Raw genomic sequence first — 16,251 nt, 5'->3', positions numbered from 1 at the left:
CGGATGTGCTGGGGAGGGTGATTTGGTTCTGACCATTGTGTTCACACTCGGCACGAAAGTCAATGCATATTTGCAGTCCTGTAACCAAAAAGACGCAAATATGAAACGAAAGAGAGGTTTATGGAGGGAAAAACGTGGAATTTCACTCAATAAAGTGACAAAACGCTACGTTTTAGTAGTGGGTTGAGATAGTCTGGCCCCGTGGACCAGCTAACCGAGCAATCTTTCGCAATTCTGCGCCAGGACGGCCGAACGTCGTTCAGCGATATTGCGCGCCAACTTGACACCAACCGGGCAAGTGTCGCTAAGCGGTTGAACCCGCTACTCGTTTCTGGCGACATCCGAATCATCGCGGCCGTTCACCCACGGCTTCTCGGGCTGCACGTTCTCGCTCACTTGTCGATTCAGACAGAAGGCGATGCGGGAGAGCTCGCGGAACGAATTTGCGAGCTAAATTCGCCCGTGTTCGTCTCGGAGCGCACGGGCAAGTACCAACTGATTACCGAAGTACACACTGCGACGATGGCGGAACTGCACGAAGAGATTCGCGCGATTCGCGCCTGCGACGGCGTAGTCGACGTGCAGGTGATGATCTATGAACGAACGCTCAAAAGCTTCTTCCTTGGAGAAGAACCTGCCCTGGCAGATTTGCCGCTCGATGCGACTGATCTTAAGTTGATGGAACTGCTCCAAATTGACGGACGCATGGGCTACGCCGAACTCGCTGAAGCCGTTGACCTATCGATCAGTGGATGTCGCACCCGCATTAGCCGCCTCACCGAAACCGGGGCGATGCGCATTGGCCTCTTGCGTGAACGCACCGATATGACCTCGCATCTAACGTTCGGTTTTGGATTCATCACCATGGGAAATGCCGACCCGCTCGTGCGACTTATTGATGAGCAACCGGGGGTGGAGTTCATGGCACGCACGATAGGTCGGTTCGATTTCGTGACAACCATCTCGTTTCCTACTCTCAGTGATTTTAATGACTTTGTGGCGGAACTTCGCGCGCTGACCAGCGTGAAGTCATTGGAGACGTGGCTGCACGCCCGGATTCACAAGGAGCGCTATCAGCACAGCTTGCATCGCATCCGTGAGGGTGCCGTGGCTCTCGCAGCTCATACGGATTCTGCTGCAATTTAGTCGCCCGCAGTGAGAACCCGCTTCCACACTCCTTGGTATCCGATAGGGACAAAGCCGACGGCCTCATTGGTGGAGAGCATATGACGGTTCTCTTCTGCGTTGTAAGTGATCACAGAGGGGTGTCCCGGCGAGACTCGTTCGAGGTGAGCCAGGTTGACAACCTTAAGCAACATCCCCAGGCGGTGTCCTCGATGCTCGTCGAGCACAATGGTGCCTCCCTGGTTGACGGCGCGGTTGGTTTCTTGCGGCACGGCCAGCGCGGTGTACCCGACAAGAGTGCCGGTCTCGACGTGCTCGACTGCAGCGTAAACCATGGTGAGTGAGCTTTCGGCGAGACGACTTTGGTATTCCAGAAGTCGCTTCACCGACCAAATGTCTTCTGGGGGCTCGAGGCCGGCGGAAGGTTCATCGGTGCTCATGCGGGTGTAGAGAAGCGCGAGATCCGTTTGCCACCGCTCGGGGCAGATGTCGACCCACTCGTGTACGGCGTAGTCGCGATTGAGATGGTCAATTGCATCGTCGACTAGTGATCGCACACCCGTCACGGGTAGTACAAGTCGACTGACTCGTTCGACCTGTTCAAAGCTGAAGCCGTGAGCAAACAAGAACTGAGTTTCGGAGTTGTCTTTCGGCACCGCGCCAAACCCAGTAGGTGCTGCAATGACAGGGCCATCGCTCAAGGCGGCCGGAGCGTACATGTGCACCTGACGTTTGTTGTCAGCCCGCGCGATACTCTCTAGTTCGGCGAGTAGTGCGCTCCCTAGCCCGCGCCGTGTGTAGTCAGGATGCACGTGAGCGATCACCCATGCAGTATCCACGTCGTCGCCAACCGTTGTCTCGTAGGTGCCGGAGCCGACAACGCGGCCATCGATCGTCGCCACGATCATCCGATACTTCTCAAATTCACTTGGCTGCCACAGCCCGAGCTCTTCTGTGAGATCAAAGGCCGTATCGGTCGTGCCAAACGCAAGTTCGTAGCTGAGGTTGCCCAGCGCGATGGCCTGGCAAAATTTGTCGCTGCGGGTGGGATCAAGTTCCCGCGGAATCTCAACGGTAGCAATATCGAACTCTGACATGAGCGCACCAATCTGGCTGGTTGGGTGCTACTGAGGTAGCCGACCAGAATACTCTCGTGGACGCCAGAGGATCAAGCGATTGCTTGGCGGGTGAACAGATCGTCGTCGAGGTACTTCAGGCCGGTGTCGCACGCGACGGTCACGACTACTTTGCCTGGCCCGAGCTCCCTGGCAAGCTCGAGTGCGGCAGCAACGTTCAGCCCAGAAGAGGTGCCGACCAGGAGCCCCTCCTGCTCGGCTAACTGCCGACATGTCTTTCGTGCCACGGCCTCGTCGATTGCCCGAGCGTCGTCATACAGCTCGCTGTCGAGGAGGGGAGGGAGGAAACCTACCCCGATGCCCTCAACGTGGTGTTGTCCGGGGTGCCCGAGGGTAAGCAGGGGCGCCGACGCGGGTTCGAGCGCAATTATTTGAGTGCTTGAGGAGTTGTCCTTGAGTACCCCCGCGACCCCCATCAGCATCCCAGCGGTACCGACAGCACCACAGAAAGCGTCGATTCCTTCCGGGAATTGGGCGAGGAGCTCGTGCCCGATCCCGGCATACCCGATGAGGGAGTCGGCGTTGTTGAACTGGTCGGTCTGGTAATAGCCACCCTGCGCTGCGATGGTGGCGGCAACCGAAATCATCTCCGGGATGAGTTCGGGAGTAATTTCCCCACTGGGGCTATGAACGACCGTGAGCTGAGCCCCGAATGCCCGCATGGTGTTGAGCTTGGCAACAGCAAAGGCGTCTGAAGAGACGGCGTGAAAACCGTAACCTTTTGCCGCGCAAACAAAGGCAAGTGACGATCCGGTACTACCGCCGGTGTATTCGATCACCGTCAGGTCCCGGGTTAGCGCACCGCGTTCCTCGGCCTCTTCGATCATGGCGAGTGCCATTCGGTCCTTATAGGAGCCGGTGGGATTGAAACCTTCGAGCTTGACAAATACCGCAGCGGAATCTTGCGAAACAAGGCGCCGAAGCTGAACAACCGGCGTGTTTCCGATGGCGTCGAGAGCTGTACTTGCTGGCAGTGGGGGACGCATTGGATCTCCAAATCCTTACCCCCAGCGGCACGAGGACGCGCACGCGACTGGGACCAGTTGACTCCTCGGGTGTGCCGATGTCAATGGTCATTAGTTGCGCGTGGCTTCCTGCGCGGCAGAACGGCGGAACCCCGCGCATCCGGTACCGTATACCAAGGTTCTGACCAGCAACTTGGCCAGAGACTCGGCCAGCAGAGACAGGGCGGTGACGTGTACCTCAAGAGTTTGACCCTCAAGGGGTTCAAGTCGTTCGCTCAACCAACCACTTTTGCTTTCGAGCAGGGTGTGACGTGTGTCGTCGGCCCCAATGGTTCTGGCAAGTCGAATGTCGTGGATGCTCTCGCCTGGGTTATGGGCGAGCAGGGTGCCAAAACTTTGCGCGGCGGCAAGATGGAAGACGTCATCTTCGCTGGCACCGCCACGAAGGGTCCCCTCGGTCGTGCCGAGGTAGTTCTCACTATCGACAATGCAGATGGCGCGCTGCCGATTGAATACAGCGAAGTCACCATCAGCCGCACCCTGTTCCGCAATGGCGGCAGCGAATATGCGATCAATGGCAGCCAGTGCCGCCTCCTCGACGTTCAAGAACTCCTGAGCGATTCCGGTCTCGGCCGCGAAATGCACGTCATCGTTGGCCAAGGCCAGCTCGATGCGGTGCTGCACGCGAGCCCCGAAGATCGTCGCGGATTCATCGAAGAAGCGGCCGGCATCCTCAAGCACCGTCGTCGCAAAGAGAAGACTCTGCGCAAGCTCGACGCGATGCAGGCGAACCTCACGCGGCTCTCTGACCTGGCGGGGGAGATCCGTCGCCAGCTCAAGCCGCTCGGACAGCAGGCCGAGATTGCCAAAGAGGCAGCATCGATTGCCTCCATTGTGCGGGATGCTCGCGCCCGCCTCCTCGCCGACGAGGTCGTAGAACTGCGCTCAAGCATCAACGATTTCAGCCGCAACGAAAGCGAACGCAAAACTCAGCGCATCGTATTGCAGGAACAACTCGACCAGAACAAGCTTCGTGAAGCTCGCCTCGAGCAAGCACAGGTTGGTGATGCCGTTGATGAGGCCCGCCGGGTGTCATTTGGTCTCGAGTCTGTGCAAGAACGCCTGCGTAGTTTGTACACGCTCGCCAACCAGCGGCTATCGCTACTCGGTCAACAGAGTGATGCTCCCACCTCAGGCAACACCGTAAGCCAGACGCTCGTCGATGAAGTGAAAGCTGAAGCCGACGCTCTCGCCGCCGGAGTTGCGGACGCCGAAAAGGCTGTCGGCGCTGCCGCAGCTGCGACGGCAACGGCCAAAGCGGCCCTCGATTCGCTCGACGAAGAAATTGCCGCCCAGAGCGCCCTAGTCTCGCGCCATGAGTTGGAGAGTGCAGGCCTCACCGCGCGCGTAGAAGTCGCCACGTCAACCCTGACTGCCGCGCAGGGTGAACTCGTTCGCCAACAACAGGCTCTCGCTGAAGCGCAGTCTCGTCGTGAAGCAGCTCAGGCCGAGTTTGAGGCCCTCGAGGGTGAAGCAAACAACTCGACCACCGAATCTGACGGGTCGCTCGATAAGGCTTACGAGGCTGCTGAGGCGAAAGTCGCGAGCATCCAAGTAGACATCGAGTCCCTTCGTGATGCCCTTCACGCGTCCGAACGTGAACGGGATGCTCTCGCCGCGCGAAACTCGGCACTGTCTCTCGCGGTCGATCAGAAAGATGGCTCGAGCGCGCTCGTTGCTGCCAAACTTTCGGGCATCCGTGGGCTCGTCGCCGAGCATGTGAAGATCACCCCCGGCTATGAGGCGGCAATTGCTGCAGCCCTCGGAACACTGGCGGATGCCGTACTGGCCGACGATCGTGATTCCGCGATCGACGCGCTCGCCGAATCTTCCCGTCGTGATTTTGGTCGAGTTGAAGTTGTCATAGCCAACGCCGCGACGTCAGCAGTATCGCTTGGCACAGCCGCCGGAACGGTACCGGCATCTGAGGTTGCTACGGCACCCGATGGCGTGCACGGGCTCTTGGCTCACGTGCTCATTGCCGATGACCTCGAGGCTGCCCGCGCCGCCTACAGCTCACTCGCCAATGCCGCCGACATCACTTTTGTCACACTCCACGGTGACGTGCTCACTCAATTCGTGTTGCGCGGTGGCTCTGGTGCCAAGCGTTCACGACTCGAACTTGTTGCCGAACGGGATGCCGCAGCCGAGAAACTCGGTGTCGTCACGACACAAATCGAGCGCACCAGCTTCGAACTCGCTGAGAAGCGCCGCGAGCTGGTCTCAGCCAAGACGGATGCCGAAGCCGCTCTCGTAGAACTGCGCGAATACGACGCTCAGTTGGCCGCGCAATCAGAGCTCCTCGGCCGACACCGTATCCAGGCGGATGCCGCCCAGGCGGAATGCGACCGCCTTGCCCGTGCCGTCGATATCGCGTCGCAATCGGTGGCCGATGCCACTGCCGAAGTGGGGCGAGCTCAGACCGCCGCCGACGAGTACCAGTCGGCACCTCGGCCCATGCTCGATGTCTCGCAGCGTGATCCGATGCTCGACGAAGTGGAGACCGCTCGGGCTCACGAGGTTGAGCAACGCATCCAGCTTGAGACTATCCGGGAGCGGGTGCGTGCTGAGCGTGCCCGGGCTGAGCAGCTTGCTGCCCAGCTGGTGCGCGAGCGCGAAGCCGCCGCAGAGCAAGCCAGGCTTGCCGTCATCCGTCAACGGCAGATCGCCTCAGCGACGCGCGTCGGAGAAATGCTGCCGGCGGTGCTCGACTCTGTCGACCGCTCGCTGTCAGAAGCGCGAGTCGTTCTCGCGGCGAAAGAATCAGAACGCTCAGCCCAAAACCAAGAACTTTCTGGGCTTCGTCGCGAAGATTCAGCGTTGCGTGAACGACTATCGGCCGTGAGCGAAAGTGTGCACGGCCTAGAGATGCAGATCTACGAAAAGAAGCTGCACCTCTCCAGTTTGCTTGAACGCTCTGGTGAAGAACTCGGCCTAGTCGAAGATGTGCTCGTTGCGGAATATGGCCCGCAGGTCGCGGTGCCTAACGACATCGCGATCAACGCAGACGCAGACGCAGACACAGACGCAGACACAGACACAGACGCAGACACAGACACAGACGCAGACGCAGACGCAGACGCAGACGCAGAGGCAGACGCAGAGGCAGACGCTGACGCCGGCACTCACGTCGACGTTGAGCCCGCGGCATCCGGTCGCCCGTTTGTTCGTGCTGAGCAAGAACTTCGTCTGCAGAAGGCTGAACGCAAGCTCGCGCGTCTGGGGCGGGTCAACCCTCTCGCGCTTGAGGAGTTCGAAGCCCTTGAGCAGCGCCACAAGTTCTTGACCGAGCAACTCACTGACCTCACGAACACGCGCAAGGATTTGTTGACGATCATCGATGAGCTCGACGAGAAGATGCAGGCCATCTTCTCGAGCGCTTTCGAAGACACCAAGAACGCGTTCAACGATGTCTTCCCCATCCTGTTCCCGGGGGGCACGGGGAGCATCTTCTTGACGAACCCGGATGAGCTACTCACGACGGGTATCGAAGTCACGGTAAAGCCTGCGGGTAAGAAGATCGAACGCCTCTCGCTGCTGAGCGGTGGAGAACGGTCGCTCGCTGCGGTTGCTCTGCTGATCGCGATCTTCAAAGCCCGCCCGAGCCCGTTCTACATCATGGACGAGGTTGAGGCAGCCCTCGACGACGCGAACCTTGGCCGTCTGCTCGCGATCTTTGAAGATCTCCGTCAGACCAGCCAGCTGATTGTGATCACGCACCAGAAACGCACGATGGAAATCGCCGATGCGCTGTATGGCGTGAGCATGCGTTCAGACGGAATCAGTGCGGTTGTCGGTCAGCGGGTCGCTAAAGAGACTGTGTCTGCCGAAACAAGCTAGGGCGCGGACCTCCTGATGAGCGTTGTTGGTTAGTCGACGCCCTCGAGCGGTTCGCCGTTGACGGTGTGCACGCACCATCCACTGCGCAGTTTTTCGATGGTCGAGATTGACCCGTTGAGGATGTGGTCGAAGTCGCGGCCAGCGAGCTCGGACAGTGTGTAGCGGATGATTGTGCCGTGGCAGACGACAATAACCTTCTTGCCCGGGTAATCGAGGGAGACCTCGTTGAGGGCTGCGATGCCGCGTTCGACGACGTTGTGCAGAGACTCGAGCCCGGGATAGCCGCTGTGGTTAGGCCAGCGCTCGTTGATCTGCGCGGTTGTGAGTCCTTCGCCTTCACCGTAGTTGCGCTCGATGAGGAGGTCATAGCTGCGACCCAACTCAAGCCCGAGACCGTCGGCGATGATCTGCGCGGTCTCACGGGCGCGCTGCAGGGGAGAACTGACGATTACATCCCACTCGGTGCCGCGCAGCAACTCGACAGCCTCGCGGGCTTGTTCGCGACCGATGTCGTTCAGCGGAATGTCGCTGGAACCTTGCATGCGTCCGGCAGCGTTCCAGTCAGTTTGGCCATGGCGAATCAATGAGAGCATCCAAAAACCCTAGCGCGGTTAGGGCATGTCACTTCACCTGCCTTAACCTGTAGCTATGGCAGCATCTTGGTCGCTTTCGGGCGCACTCAAATCTATGTTCGCGCGCGACACGATCGACGCTGAGACGTGGAGCGATCTCGAAGACGCAATGATCTCCGCTGACTTCGGCCCAGACATCACCGAGTCGGTCATCGATGAGTTGCGGGCGAGCGTCGCCAAATTCAAAACTGACGACCCGGCAGACCTGAAGCGGATGCTGCGCGAAACCCTCGAGGAACGCTTGGCTCGCCTCGACCCCACCCTCACTCTCAGCGCCCGCCCAGCGGTCGTGCTGGTTGTTGGGGTCAATGGCGTGGGAAAGACCACCACGATTGGCAAGTTTGCCAAGTTCTTGGTTGGCCACGGCCGCACTGTTGTTGTTGGTGCTGCTGACACGTTCCGTGCCGCAGCGGTTGAGCAGTTGGCGACGTGGGCTGAGCGCGGGGGAGCCGAGATTGTGCGCCCGCAGCAGCAGGGTCAAGATCCGGCATCCGTTGCTTTTCAGACGGTTGAGCGTGCCCAGCGCGAGGGTATCGACATCGCCATTATCGATACGGCTGGTCGTTTGCAGACGAAGAGCGGTCTGATGGATGAGTTGGGCAAGATCCGTCGTGTCGTCGAAAAGCAGACCGAGATCGCAGAAGTGTTGCTCGTGCTTGACGCGACAACCGGCCAAAACGGTGTCGCTCAGGCAGAAGCCTTCATCCAGCACGCGGGAGTCACGGGTCTGGTGATCACGAAGTTGGATGGTTCGGCTAAGGCTGGCTTTGTGCTTGCTGTGCAGGAGCGCACCGGCATCCCGATCAAACTTGTTGGGCAGGGTGAGGGCATCAACGACCTCACCGGTTTTACCCCGCACGTGTTTGTTCAGGGCCTTGTCGGCTAGCTGCTGACTGCTTTGTGCGCGGCCGCGATGTCGAGGTAGTGGGTCGCGTTTTGGCGCACGCCAGCGATTTCGTCATCACTGAGCTCCCGCCGCACTTTCGCGGGAACGCCTGCAACAAGTGATCGGGGCGGAACAATGGTGCCTTCGAGCACAACAGCGCCGGCGGCGACGAGCGATCCGGTGCCGATGACGGCTCCGTTGAGCACTGTTGCACTCATCCCAATGAGGCAGTCGTCTTCGACGGTGCAGCCGTGGAGAACGGCGCCGTGACCCACGCTCACGCCAGAACCTACGGTGGTCGGAATGCCTTCATCGCAGTGCACGGTCACGTTGTCTTGAAGGTTTGAGCCTTTACCGATGGTTATTGAGTCGGTGTCTCCGCGCAGGACGGCACCGTAGAAGATGCTCGCGCGTTCGCCGAGGGTGACCTGCCCGATGAGTGTTGCGTTTGGTGCGACGAATGCGCTGTCGGCAATCTGAGGCGTCTGTCCGGCGAGAGTCACGATGAGTGCGGTCATTCCTCCACGCTAGCGCGATATCGCGTCACGCTACCGAGAGAAGCGGGTAGCGATCTCGATCAGCACACTTTCATTACCGGCGTAGATGCCCTCTTTGCGTGGCCAGTGGCCAATCACATCGGTGAAGCCAAGGGCTTCGGCGCGACCAACGGCGTCATCCCAGGCGTCGACGCTGTCGAGGCTGAATACGGGTGCGCCATCGAGGTTGAGATAGCGATCGAGACTTGCGGATGCCCGGCCGGCCTTTTCGAGGCTGGCATCCATTCGCGCGGATGACTCAGCGACTACCTGCCACCACTCATCGAGCGTGTCAGCGGTGCGCCCGAGGGTGAGCCAGCCGTCGGCGAGTTCCGCAGCAAGCCTCAGACCCTTTGGCCCTTCGGCGGCGACCACGAATGGCAAACGTGGTGTCCGGGCTGGAACCCCGACCATCCGAGCATTCACTGCGGTGAACCAGTCGCCGCTAAAGCTGATTCCGCCGCTGCCCGGTTTCTCGAAGCGGAGCAGTTCGTCGAGGTCGCGAACGAACTCTTCGAAACGGGCGTGACGTTCGCGCGGGCTGAGTTCAGGAATTCCGAGCACTGTGGAGTCAAAACCGGTGCCGCCAGAACCGGCGCCGAGGAGAAAGCGGCCACCGCTCACATCGTCAAGCGTTGCCAATTCTTTGGCGAAGGTTACGGGATGCCGAAAGTTGGGGGAGGCGACGAAAGTGCCGAGCCCGATGCGACTAGTGACGCTCGCAGCCGCCGTCAGGGTGGGGACTGTGGCGTGCCACGTCTCGTCTGCGAGCGAACGCCACGACAAATGGTCGTAGGTCCACGCGTGATCGAAGCCGAGTTCTTCAGCTCGAATCCACTGGTTTTTGGCTTCAGCCCACGGCTGTTGGGGGAGGATTACGATGCCATATCTCACGCTCACACCCTACTCGGGCACGCTGTCAGCGCATTGCGTTCGCTCCCAGTGCCAAGACACCTTAAACTGGTGTGATCATGGCCACTTTTGGAAATCTCACCGACCGCCTCGCGGATACGTTCAAAAACCTGCGAGGCAAGGGCAAGCTCAGCGAAGCGGATGTCGACGGCACCGTTCGCGAGATTCGCCGTGCTTTGCTGGATGCTGACGTTGCGCTCGAGGTAGTCAAGGAGTTCACGGGCCGCGTTCGTGAACGTGCCCTTGGTCACGAGGTCTCTGGCGCTCTGAATCCTGCCCAGCAGGTGGTACAGATCGTCAACGACGAACTCATCACGATTCTGGGTGGCGAAGCTCGTCGTATCGAGTTCGCGAAGAAGCCACCGACAGTCATCATGCTCGCCGGACTTCAGGGTGCAGGTAAGACGACGCTTGCCGGAAAGCTGTCGAAGTGGCTTGCCGCAGATGGTCACACGCCGCTGCTGGTCGCTGCCGACCTTCAACGCCCCAACGCAGTAACGCAACTCCAGGTTGTTGGTGAGCAGGCTGGTGTTGCCGTGTTTGCTCCCGAGCCTGGCAACGGCAAGGGTGACCCGGTCAAGGTTGCCAAGCAGGCTCTCAAGTTTGCGAAAGACAAGCAGCATGATGTGGTCATCATTGACACCGCTGGTCGTTTGGGTGTGGATGCCGAACTCATGAAGCAGGCAGCAAACATCCGCAAGGCTGTCGATCCCGACGAAGTGCTCTTCGTTATTGACGCGATGATCGGTCAAGACGCGGTCAAGACTGCCCGAGCCTTCCAAGATGGCGTGGACTTCACCGGTGTCGTGCTCTCAAAGCTCGATGGTGATGCCCGTGGTGGTGCTGCTCTCTCGGTTGCTTCGATCACCGGTCGCCCCATCATGTTCGCGTCAACGGGTGAGGGGCTCGACGACTTTGAGCCGTTCCACCCCGACCGCATGGCGAGCCGCATCCTTGACCTTGGTGACATCCTCACTCTCATTGAGCAGGCTCAGAAGACCTTCAATGAAGAAGAGTCCCGCAAGGTTGCCGAGAAATTTGCGACTGACAGCTTTACCCTCGATGACTTCCTGCAGCAGATGCAGCAACTCAAGAACATGGGCTCCATCAAGAGCATGTTGGGCATGCTGCCCGGTGCCAAGGGGATGCGTGAGCAGCTCGAGAATTTCGACGAGTCAGAAATTACGCGCACTGAAGCCATCATCCAGTCGATGACGAAGCAAGAGCGCACCGTGCCGAAGCTGCTCAATGGCTCGCGACGGGTGCGCATTGCTCGCGGTTCGGGAACGACCGTCACTGAGGTAAACGCCCTCGTGAACCGATTTGAGCAGGCCGCCAAAATGATGAAGACCGTTGCCAAGGGCGGAACGCCGCAGATTCCTGGCATGGGCCCGATTCCTGGTGGTCATGGCGGAAAATCAGCGCAGGCGAAAAAGGGTCAGAAGAAGAAAAGCTCCAAGTCTGGCAACCCTGCCAAGCGCGCTGCAGAAGAGGCAGCCCGCGCCCAGGGCGCTGTCGCGCCGGCAGCGGCAGCAGGCTCAGGCTTTGGTCTTGGTGGGTCGAAACCTGCTGCTGGCGGCCCATCGGCAGAAGAGTTAGAGAGTCTGCAAAAGTTCCTCGGGCGCTAGGCTGCTGCGCTTCTCGCGCATCCTGAGCAGTCAGTGTGGCGGGCGCTACTGCATCGTCGCGGTGTCGCTCCGACCGGATACTGTGGAGTTATGACTCAAAGCCGTCCCGTTCGCATTGCCGTCCAGCTTCAACCGCAACATGCCGAGTATTCGGTCATTCGAGACCGGGTTCGTGAACTCGAACAGCTTGGTGTTGATGTGCTTTTCAATTGGGACCACTTCTTCCCACTGTATGGAGAGCCGGATGGACTGCACTTTGAGGCGTGGACGGAACTGGCCTCCTGGGCTGAGCTGACGAGCCGGGTCGAGTTCGGCACCCTCGTTAACTGCAACAGCTACCGCAATCCTGACCTTCAGGCCGATATGGCTCGCACGCTCGATCACATCAGTGGGGGCCGTTTCATTTTCGGCACCGGCTCCGGTTGGTTCGAGCGTGACTACGACGAGTACGGTTACGAGTTCGGCACGGCCGGCTCACGATTGGATGCTCTCGCCGAGGCACTTCCTCGCATCGAGTCGCGCTGGGGCAAACTGAACCCGGCACCCACTCGCAAGATTCCCGTGCTGATCGGTGGCGGCGGAGAGAAGAAAACTCTCAAGCTCGTCGCGAAGCACGCTGACATTTGGCACAGCTTTGCCACCGGAGATGCGCTCGTTCACAAGTTGAGCGTGTTGGCAGGTCACTGCGAGGTCGTCGGTCGCGATATTAATGAGATTGAGCTGTCGAACGAACTTCGCGACAAGAGTGTCGAAGATGCCGACAGCATGCGCGAGCAGGGCATCACGCTCTTTACTTTGGGTATTACGGGCCCCGACTATGACCTCACGAGCACCAAGCAGTGGCTTTCTTGGCGGGATTCTCAGAACGACTAAGGTCACCTCTTTGGGGCTTTCTTCGCTATCGGTTCCCGAAGCGCTCAAAACTCTGGCAGAATAGGCGGTTGAGTCCTTCGTAGCCCGACCCTCTAATCGGCCCGAATGGAATCCACTAGAGCTTTTGTGCCGAGTGTGCCCCCACGCTCACGGCTAGCGGTTCGCCACCAAAACATTTAAATCAGGAGAATTGTGGCTGTAAAGATTCGTTTGAAGCGCATGGGCAAGATCCGTGCACCCTACTACCGCATCGTCATTGCCGACTCGCGCAAAAAGCGCGATGGTCGTGTCATTGAAGAAATCGGAAAGTACCACCCCACCGAGGAGCCCTCGTTCATCGAGGTCGAGTCCGAGCGTGCCCAGTACTGGTTGAGCGTTGGCGCGCAGCCTAGCCCGCAGGTTGAGGCAATCCTCAAGCTGACCGGCGACTGGGGCATCTTCAAGGGTGACAAGAACGCTGTTAGCACCGTCAAGGTCAAGGAAGCTAAGCCAGAGTTCCAAGCCGACGAGAAGAAGAAGCCAGTTCTCAAGCCCAAGGTTGAGAAGGCTGAACCTAAGGCTGAAGAGGCACCTGCTGCAGAAGCTCCCGTCGCTGACGAGGCTGCTGCTGAAGCACCAGCCGCTGACGCAGACAAGGCTTAGCAATTGCTCGCTCCCGCCCTCGAACACCTCGTCAAAGGTATCGTCGACCACCCCGAAGAGGTTCAGGTCGTTGCGAAGAACACGCAACGCGGTGAGCTTCTTGAGGTTCGCGTGCACCCAGAAGATCTCGGCCGTGTAATCGGTCGTGCTGGTCGCACCGCGAAAGCACTGCGTACGCTGATCACGGCTTTGGCCGATGGTCGCAAGGTACGTGTCGACGTAGTCGACACTGACTTCTAACCAGTGGGCGAAGTAAAGACACCCCGCGAAGGTCGCACACAGCTGCGAGTGGGGCGTCTGACGAAGGCTCATGGGCTCAAGGGAGCCGTCAAAGTAGAGATGTACACGGATGCCCCGGAACGACGTTTCGTTCCGGGCGCCGTGTTCTCTCTGCAAGTGCCAACAAGTTCTGCGTGGCATGGCAAGACACTTGAACTCATTGAGCTCAAGTGGTTTAACGCGCAGCCGGTCGCCTTCTTCAAAGGAGTGCTTGACCGCAGCGAGGCCGAAACTTTAGTGAAGGCCATCCTCTGGATCGATCACGATCCCAACGAAGAGCCAGAAGAAGATGCGTGGTTTGATCATCAACTCATCGGCCTCAAGGTCATCCGCGACGGCATCCAAGTTGGTACTCTCGCGCAGGTTGATCATTTTCCTGCGCAAGATCTGCTGACGGTTGATACAGAAAACGGCAACGTACTTGTCCCGTTCGTTAAGTCGATCGTTGCCAGTGTCGATCTCGAGACCGGCGAAATGGTTGTTACTCCTCCGCCTGGTCTGTTCGAAAATCTCGAAGACCTCGCAGACGACACTGAGACACCAGAAACCACATAGCCGTTAGGGTGACTGCGTGCGCATCGACATCGTGACGATCTTCCCCGACTTCTTCGGGGTGCTCGACATCTCTCTGCTTGGCAAAGCGCGCGAGCGTGGAATCATCGAACTCGGCGTTCACGACCTGCGCGACTTTACCTACGATCGTCATCGCACCGTCGACGACACCCCTTATGGCGGTGGCGCAGGCATGGTGATGCGCCCAGAACCGTGGGGCGAAGCTCTGGATGCCGTTCTTACGCCAGAAACAGTAGTGATCGTTCCGACTCCTGCCGGAGTGCCTTTCACGCAGGCTGCCGCCCGTGAGCTCGCGCTGGAGAAGCATCTCGTCTTTACGTGTGGGCGCTATGAGGGAATCGATCAGCGAGTGATCGACTACGCGGCATCCACCGTTCGAGTTCGTGAAATCAGCCTCGGCGATTACGTGCTCAATGGCGGCGAAGTTGCGACGATGGCGATGATTGAGGCCATCGGTCGACTCGTGCCCGGCGTAATTGGCAATCCTGAAAGTTTGACTGAAGAGAGCCACGAGCAGGGGCTACTTGAATACCCCAGCTACACGAAGCCGTCAACGTGGCGCGAGCGATCAGTGCCCGCTGTTTTACTCAGCGGTAACCACAAAGCAATTGCCGACTGGCGTCTTGAGCAGCAACGGGAACGCACTCGACGAGTGCGCCCCGATCTGCTTCCCGACGACCAGTAGCTTTCAGCGCCAGCGAACTTCGGGGCCGGCAGTTCTTCTGCGGCTAATTGCGCGCCGTAAGGACCAATGGTCCCTCTGGGGTGATGGCGACGGTGTGCTCGAAGTGAGCGGCTCGGGAGCCATCAATGCTGCGCAGCGTCCAGCCGTCATCATCGGTGTAGATCTCGTCTGTGCCGATCATGAGCCAGGGCTCGATCGCGAAAACGAGGCCCGGCTTCAACGGCATTCCGCGACGCGCTTTGCCATCGTTAGGGATGTGGGGGTCGCCGTGCATTTCGCGACCAACCCCGTGTCCACCAAAATCGAGGTTCACTTCGTAGCCAGCGCCGTAGGCGACGTCACCGATCGCGGCCGAGATGCCGCCGATGCGGTTGCCAACAACGGCAGCGGCAATGCCGGCGTCGAGGGCGCGAGAGGTGGCATCCATCAGTTTGAGATCTTCGTCGCGGGGCGTTCCCACGGCAAAGGTGATTGCAGAGTCAGCGACCCAACCGTCGACGGCGACGGCAAAGTCGAGACTCAGTAGGTCACCATCTATGAGGGTGTAGTCGTGGGGGAGTCCATGCAGCGCAGCATCGTTTACCGAGGTGCAAATTACTTTGCCGAACGGCGATGCTCCAAACGACGGGTGGTAGTCGATGTAGCAACTTTCGGCGCCGCGCTCACGGATCATGCTGTGTGCGAGGGCATCGATCTGCAGCAAATTGACACCAACCTTTGATGCCGCTTGGGTCGCTGTGAGCACGCTGGCGACGAATTCTCCCGCAGCTTTCATCTCATTGATTTCGGCTGGCGTTCTCAACTCGATCATTCGGTGGTTGCCTCTTTCATGTGCGGTGCCAAGAGTTGCGCAATGAACTCTCGAAGTTTGTCGATAAACGGCTCTTCACCGCGCGGGTCATACAAGAATGCACGCTCGAGCAGTGAATCCGCTATTTGTACGGTGACTTCGATGTCGAAAGTGAGTTCGTCAGACCTCGGAACCCCATAGGTGGTGACAAGAAGTTCGGTCAAGATCTCGGCAAGAGCAGTGTTGTTGCTCTTGCGATCGACGTTGAATCTGCGGTCAATGATGTTCCCGAAGGAGAGAATGCGAAACCCAGGTTCGGTGCGACTGAGTTCGATATACACGTCGATCGCAACATTGAGCGCGTCGAGCGCATTGGTTGCTCTCTTATTGAGCGTGGCCGAGAGTCCGGCGCGGTATTTGTCGAAGTTGCGGGTCGCTAGACCGCGCAGAAGCGATTGGATGTTGGGAAAGTAGCGATAGATAACGCCAACTGAGGAGTGTGCCCGTTTGGCAACATCGCTCGTGGTGATCGCATCGATCCCCACTTCATCTAGCAACACTGCTGCAGCATCGAGTAGCACGGTCAGTCGTTCGGCGCTTCGTTGCTGCACTGGTTCGGTGCGTACGATGGCGGGTTTTGGCACGGGGGGCCACCACGGTCTTTCGGATCGAGATTTTCAGCATTCCTA

16 protein-coding genes are annotated in these 16,251 nt (G+C 59.0%); 9 read left to right on the top strand and 7 right to left on the bottom strand.

Annotated features, from left to right (window positions below; all coding sequences use genetic code 11):
- Positions 1-201: 201 nt before the first annotated feature.
- The gene (locus ACOH1Z_RS03500; RefSeq protein ID WP_449647094.1) at positions 202-1,146 is read left to right on the top strand and encodes an Lrp/AsnC family transcriptional regulator; all 945 of its coding nucleotides are present in this window, start codon (positions 202-204) and stop codon (positions 1,144-1,146) included.
- Here the strand turns inward: ACOH1Z_RS03500 and ACOH1Z_RS03495 are convergent.
- Together ACOH1Z_RS03495 and ACOH1Z_RS03490 are read right to left on the bottom strand one after the other, a co-directional pair.
- Positions 1,143-2,222 (bottom strand): GNAT family N-acetyltransferase, encoded by a 1,080-nt coding sequence (locus tag ACOH1Z_RS03495; RefSeq protein ID WP_449647093.1) that lies wholly within the window; start codon positions 2,220-2,222, stop codon positions 1,143-1,145. The two genes, ACOH1Z_RS03500 and ACOH1Z_RS03495, sit on opposite strands and share 4 nt — an antisense overlap.
- A 71-nt stretch (positions 2,223-2,293) precedes the next feature.
- Positions 2,294-3,247 carry a PLP-dependent cysteine synthase family protein gene (locus ACOH1Z_RS03490; RefSeq protein WP_449647092.1) on the bottom strand — a complete coding sequence of 318 codons (954 nt, stop codon included), beginning with the start codon at positions 3,245-3,247 and terminating at the stop codon, positions 2,294-2,296.
- Between the two features lie 210 nt (positions 3,248-3,457).
- On the opposite strand from ACOH1Z_RS03490, the gene smc reads away from it, so the two are divergent.
- Positions 3,458-7,126: a chromosome segregation protein SMC gene (gene smc, locus ACOH1Z_RS03485; RefSeq protein ID WP_449647091.1), complete on the top strand. Its 3,669-nt coding sequence runs from the start codon at positions 3,458-3,460 to the stop codon at positions 7,124-7,126.
- Positions 7,127-7,155: 29 nt separating this feature from the next.
- Here the strand turns inward: smc and ACOH1Z_RS03480 are convergent, their stop codons facing one another.
- Entirely contained in the window at positions 7,156-7,719 is a 564-nt protein-coding gene (locus ACOH1Z_RS03480) for a histidine phosphatase family protein (RefSeq protein ID WP_449647090.1), read from the bottom strand.
- A gap of 55 nt (positions 7,720-7,774) precedes the next feature.
- Between ACOH1Z_RS03480 and ftsY the strand changes: the two genes are divergently transcribed.
- On the top strand, positions 7,775-8,644 hold the full coding sequence (gene ftsY, locus ACOH1Z_RS03475; RefSeq protein WP_449647089.1) for a signal recognition particle-docking protein FtsY: 870 nt from the start codon (positions 7,775-7,777) through the stop codon (positions 8,642-8,644).
- On the opposite strand, the gene ACOH1Z_RS03470 is transcribed toward ftsY, so the two are convergent.
- Both ACOH1Z_RS03470 and ACOH1Z_RS03465 read right to left on the bottom strand, forming a co-directional pair.
- Entirely contained in the window at positions 8,641-9,162 is a 522-nt protein-coding gene (locus tag ACOH1Z_RS03470) for a gamma carbonic anhydrase family protein (RefSeq protein WP_449647088.1), read from the bottom strand. The genes ftsY and ACOH1Z_RS03470 overlap by 4 nt on opposite strands.
- Before the next feature lie 30 nt (positions 9,163-9,192).
- Positions 9,193-10,074 (bottom strand): LLM class flavin-dependent oxidoreductase, encoded by an 882-nt coding sequence (locus tag ACOH1Z_RS03465; protein ID WP_449647087.1) that lies wholly within the window; start codon positions 10,072-10,074, stop codon positions 9,193-9,195.
- 77 nt (positions 10,075-10,151) lie between these two features.
- Between ACOH1Z_RS03465 and ffh the strand changes: the two genes are divergently transcribed.
- The 6 genes from ffh (at position 10,152) to trmD (ending at position 14,772) form a co-directional block, all read left to right on the top strand.
- Positions 10,152-11,720, top strand: a complete 1,569-nt coding sequence (gene ffh / locus ACOH1Z_RS03460) for a signal recognition particle protein (protein WP_449647086.1) — start codon at positions 10,152-10,154, stop codon at positions 11,718-11,720.
- Between the two features lie 90 nt (positions 11,721-11,810).
- Positions 11,811-12,593, top strand: coding sequence for an LLM class F420-dependent oxidoreductase (locus tag ACOH1Z_RS03455; RefSeq protein WP_449647085.1), 783 nt, complete (start codon positions 11,811-11,813; stop codon positions 12,591-12,593).
- A 192-nt stretch (positions 12,594-12,785) separates the two neighbouring features.
- Positions 12,786-13,235 carry a 30S ribosomal protein S16 gene (rpsP, locus tag ACOH1Z_RS03450; RefSeq protein ID WP_449647084.1) on the top strand — a complete coding sequence of 150 codons (450 nt, stop codon included), beginning with the start codon at positions 12,786-12,788 and terminating at the stop codon, positions 13,233-13,235.
- A 3-nt stretch (positions 13,236-13,238) separates the two neighbouring features.
- Positions 13,239-13,475: an RNA-binding protein gene (locus ACOH1Z_RS03445; protein ID WP_009772699.1), complete on the top strand. Its 237-nt coding sequence runs from the start codon at positions 13,239-13,241 to the stop codon at positions 13,473-13,475.
- A gap of 48 nt (positions 13,476-13,523) precedes the next feature.
- Positions 13,524-14,069, top strand: a complete 546-nt coding sequence (gene rimM / locus ACOH1Z_RS03440) for a ribosome maturation factor RimM (RefSeq protein ID WP_449647083.1) — start codon at positions 13,524-13,526, stop codon at positions 14,067-14,069.
- Positions 14,070-14,085: 16 nt separating this feature from the next.
- The gene (gene trmD / locus ACOH1Z_RS03435) at positions 14,086-14,772 is read left to right on the top strand and encodes a tRNA (guanosine(37)-N1)-methyltransferase TrmD (protein ID WP_449647082.1); all 687 of its coding nucleotides are present in this window, start codon (positions 14,086-14,088) and stop codon (positions 14,770-14,772) included.
- A gap of 43 nt (positions 14,773-14,815) precedes the next feature.
- Here trmD and map read toward each other — a convergent pair whose 3' ends face one another.
- Together map and ACOH1Z_RS03425 are read right to left on the bottom strand one after the other, a co-directional pair.
- Positions 14,816-15,583, bottom strand: a complete 768-nt coding sequence (map, locus tag ACOH1Z_RS03430; protein WP_449647081.1) for a type I methionyl aminopeptidase — start codon at positions 15,581-15,583, stop codon at positions 14,816-14,818.
- Complete coding sequence (locus tag ACOH1Z_RS03425; protein WP_449647080.1) at positions 15,580-16,206, bottom strand: TetR/AcrR family transcriptional regulator; 627 nt, start codon at positions 16,204-16,206, stop codon at positions 15,580-15,582. The genes map and ACOH1Z_RS03425 overlap by 4 nt, the downstream gene beginning before the upstream one ends.
- Between the last annotated feature and the right edge of the window lie 45 nt (positions 16,207-16,251).

The sequence above is a fragment of the Rhodoglobus sp. genome, assembly GCF_053580035.1.
Note: the sequence above shows the minus strand (reverse complement) of the source record. Positions and strands in the feature narration are given on the sequence as shown.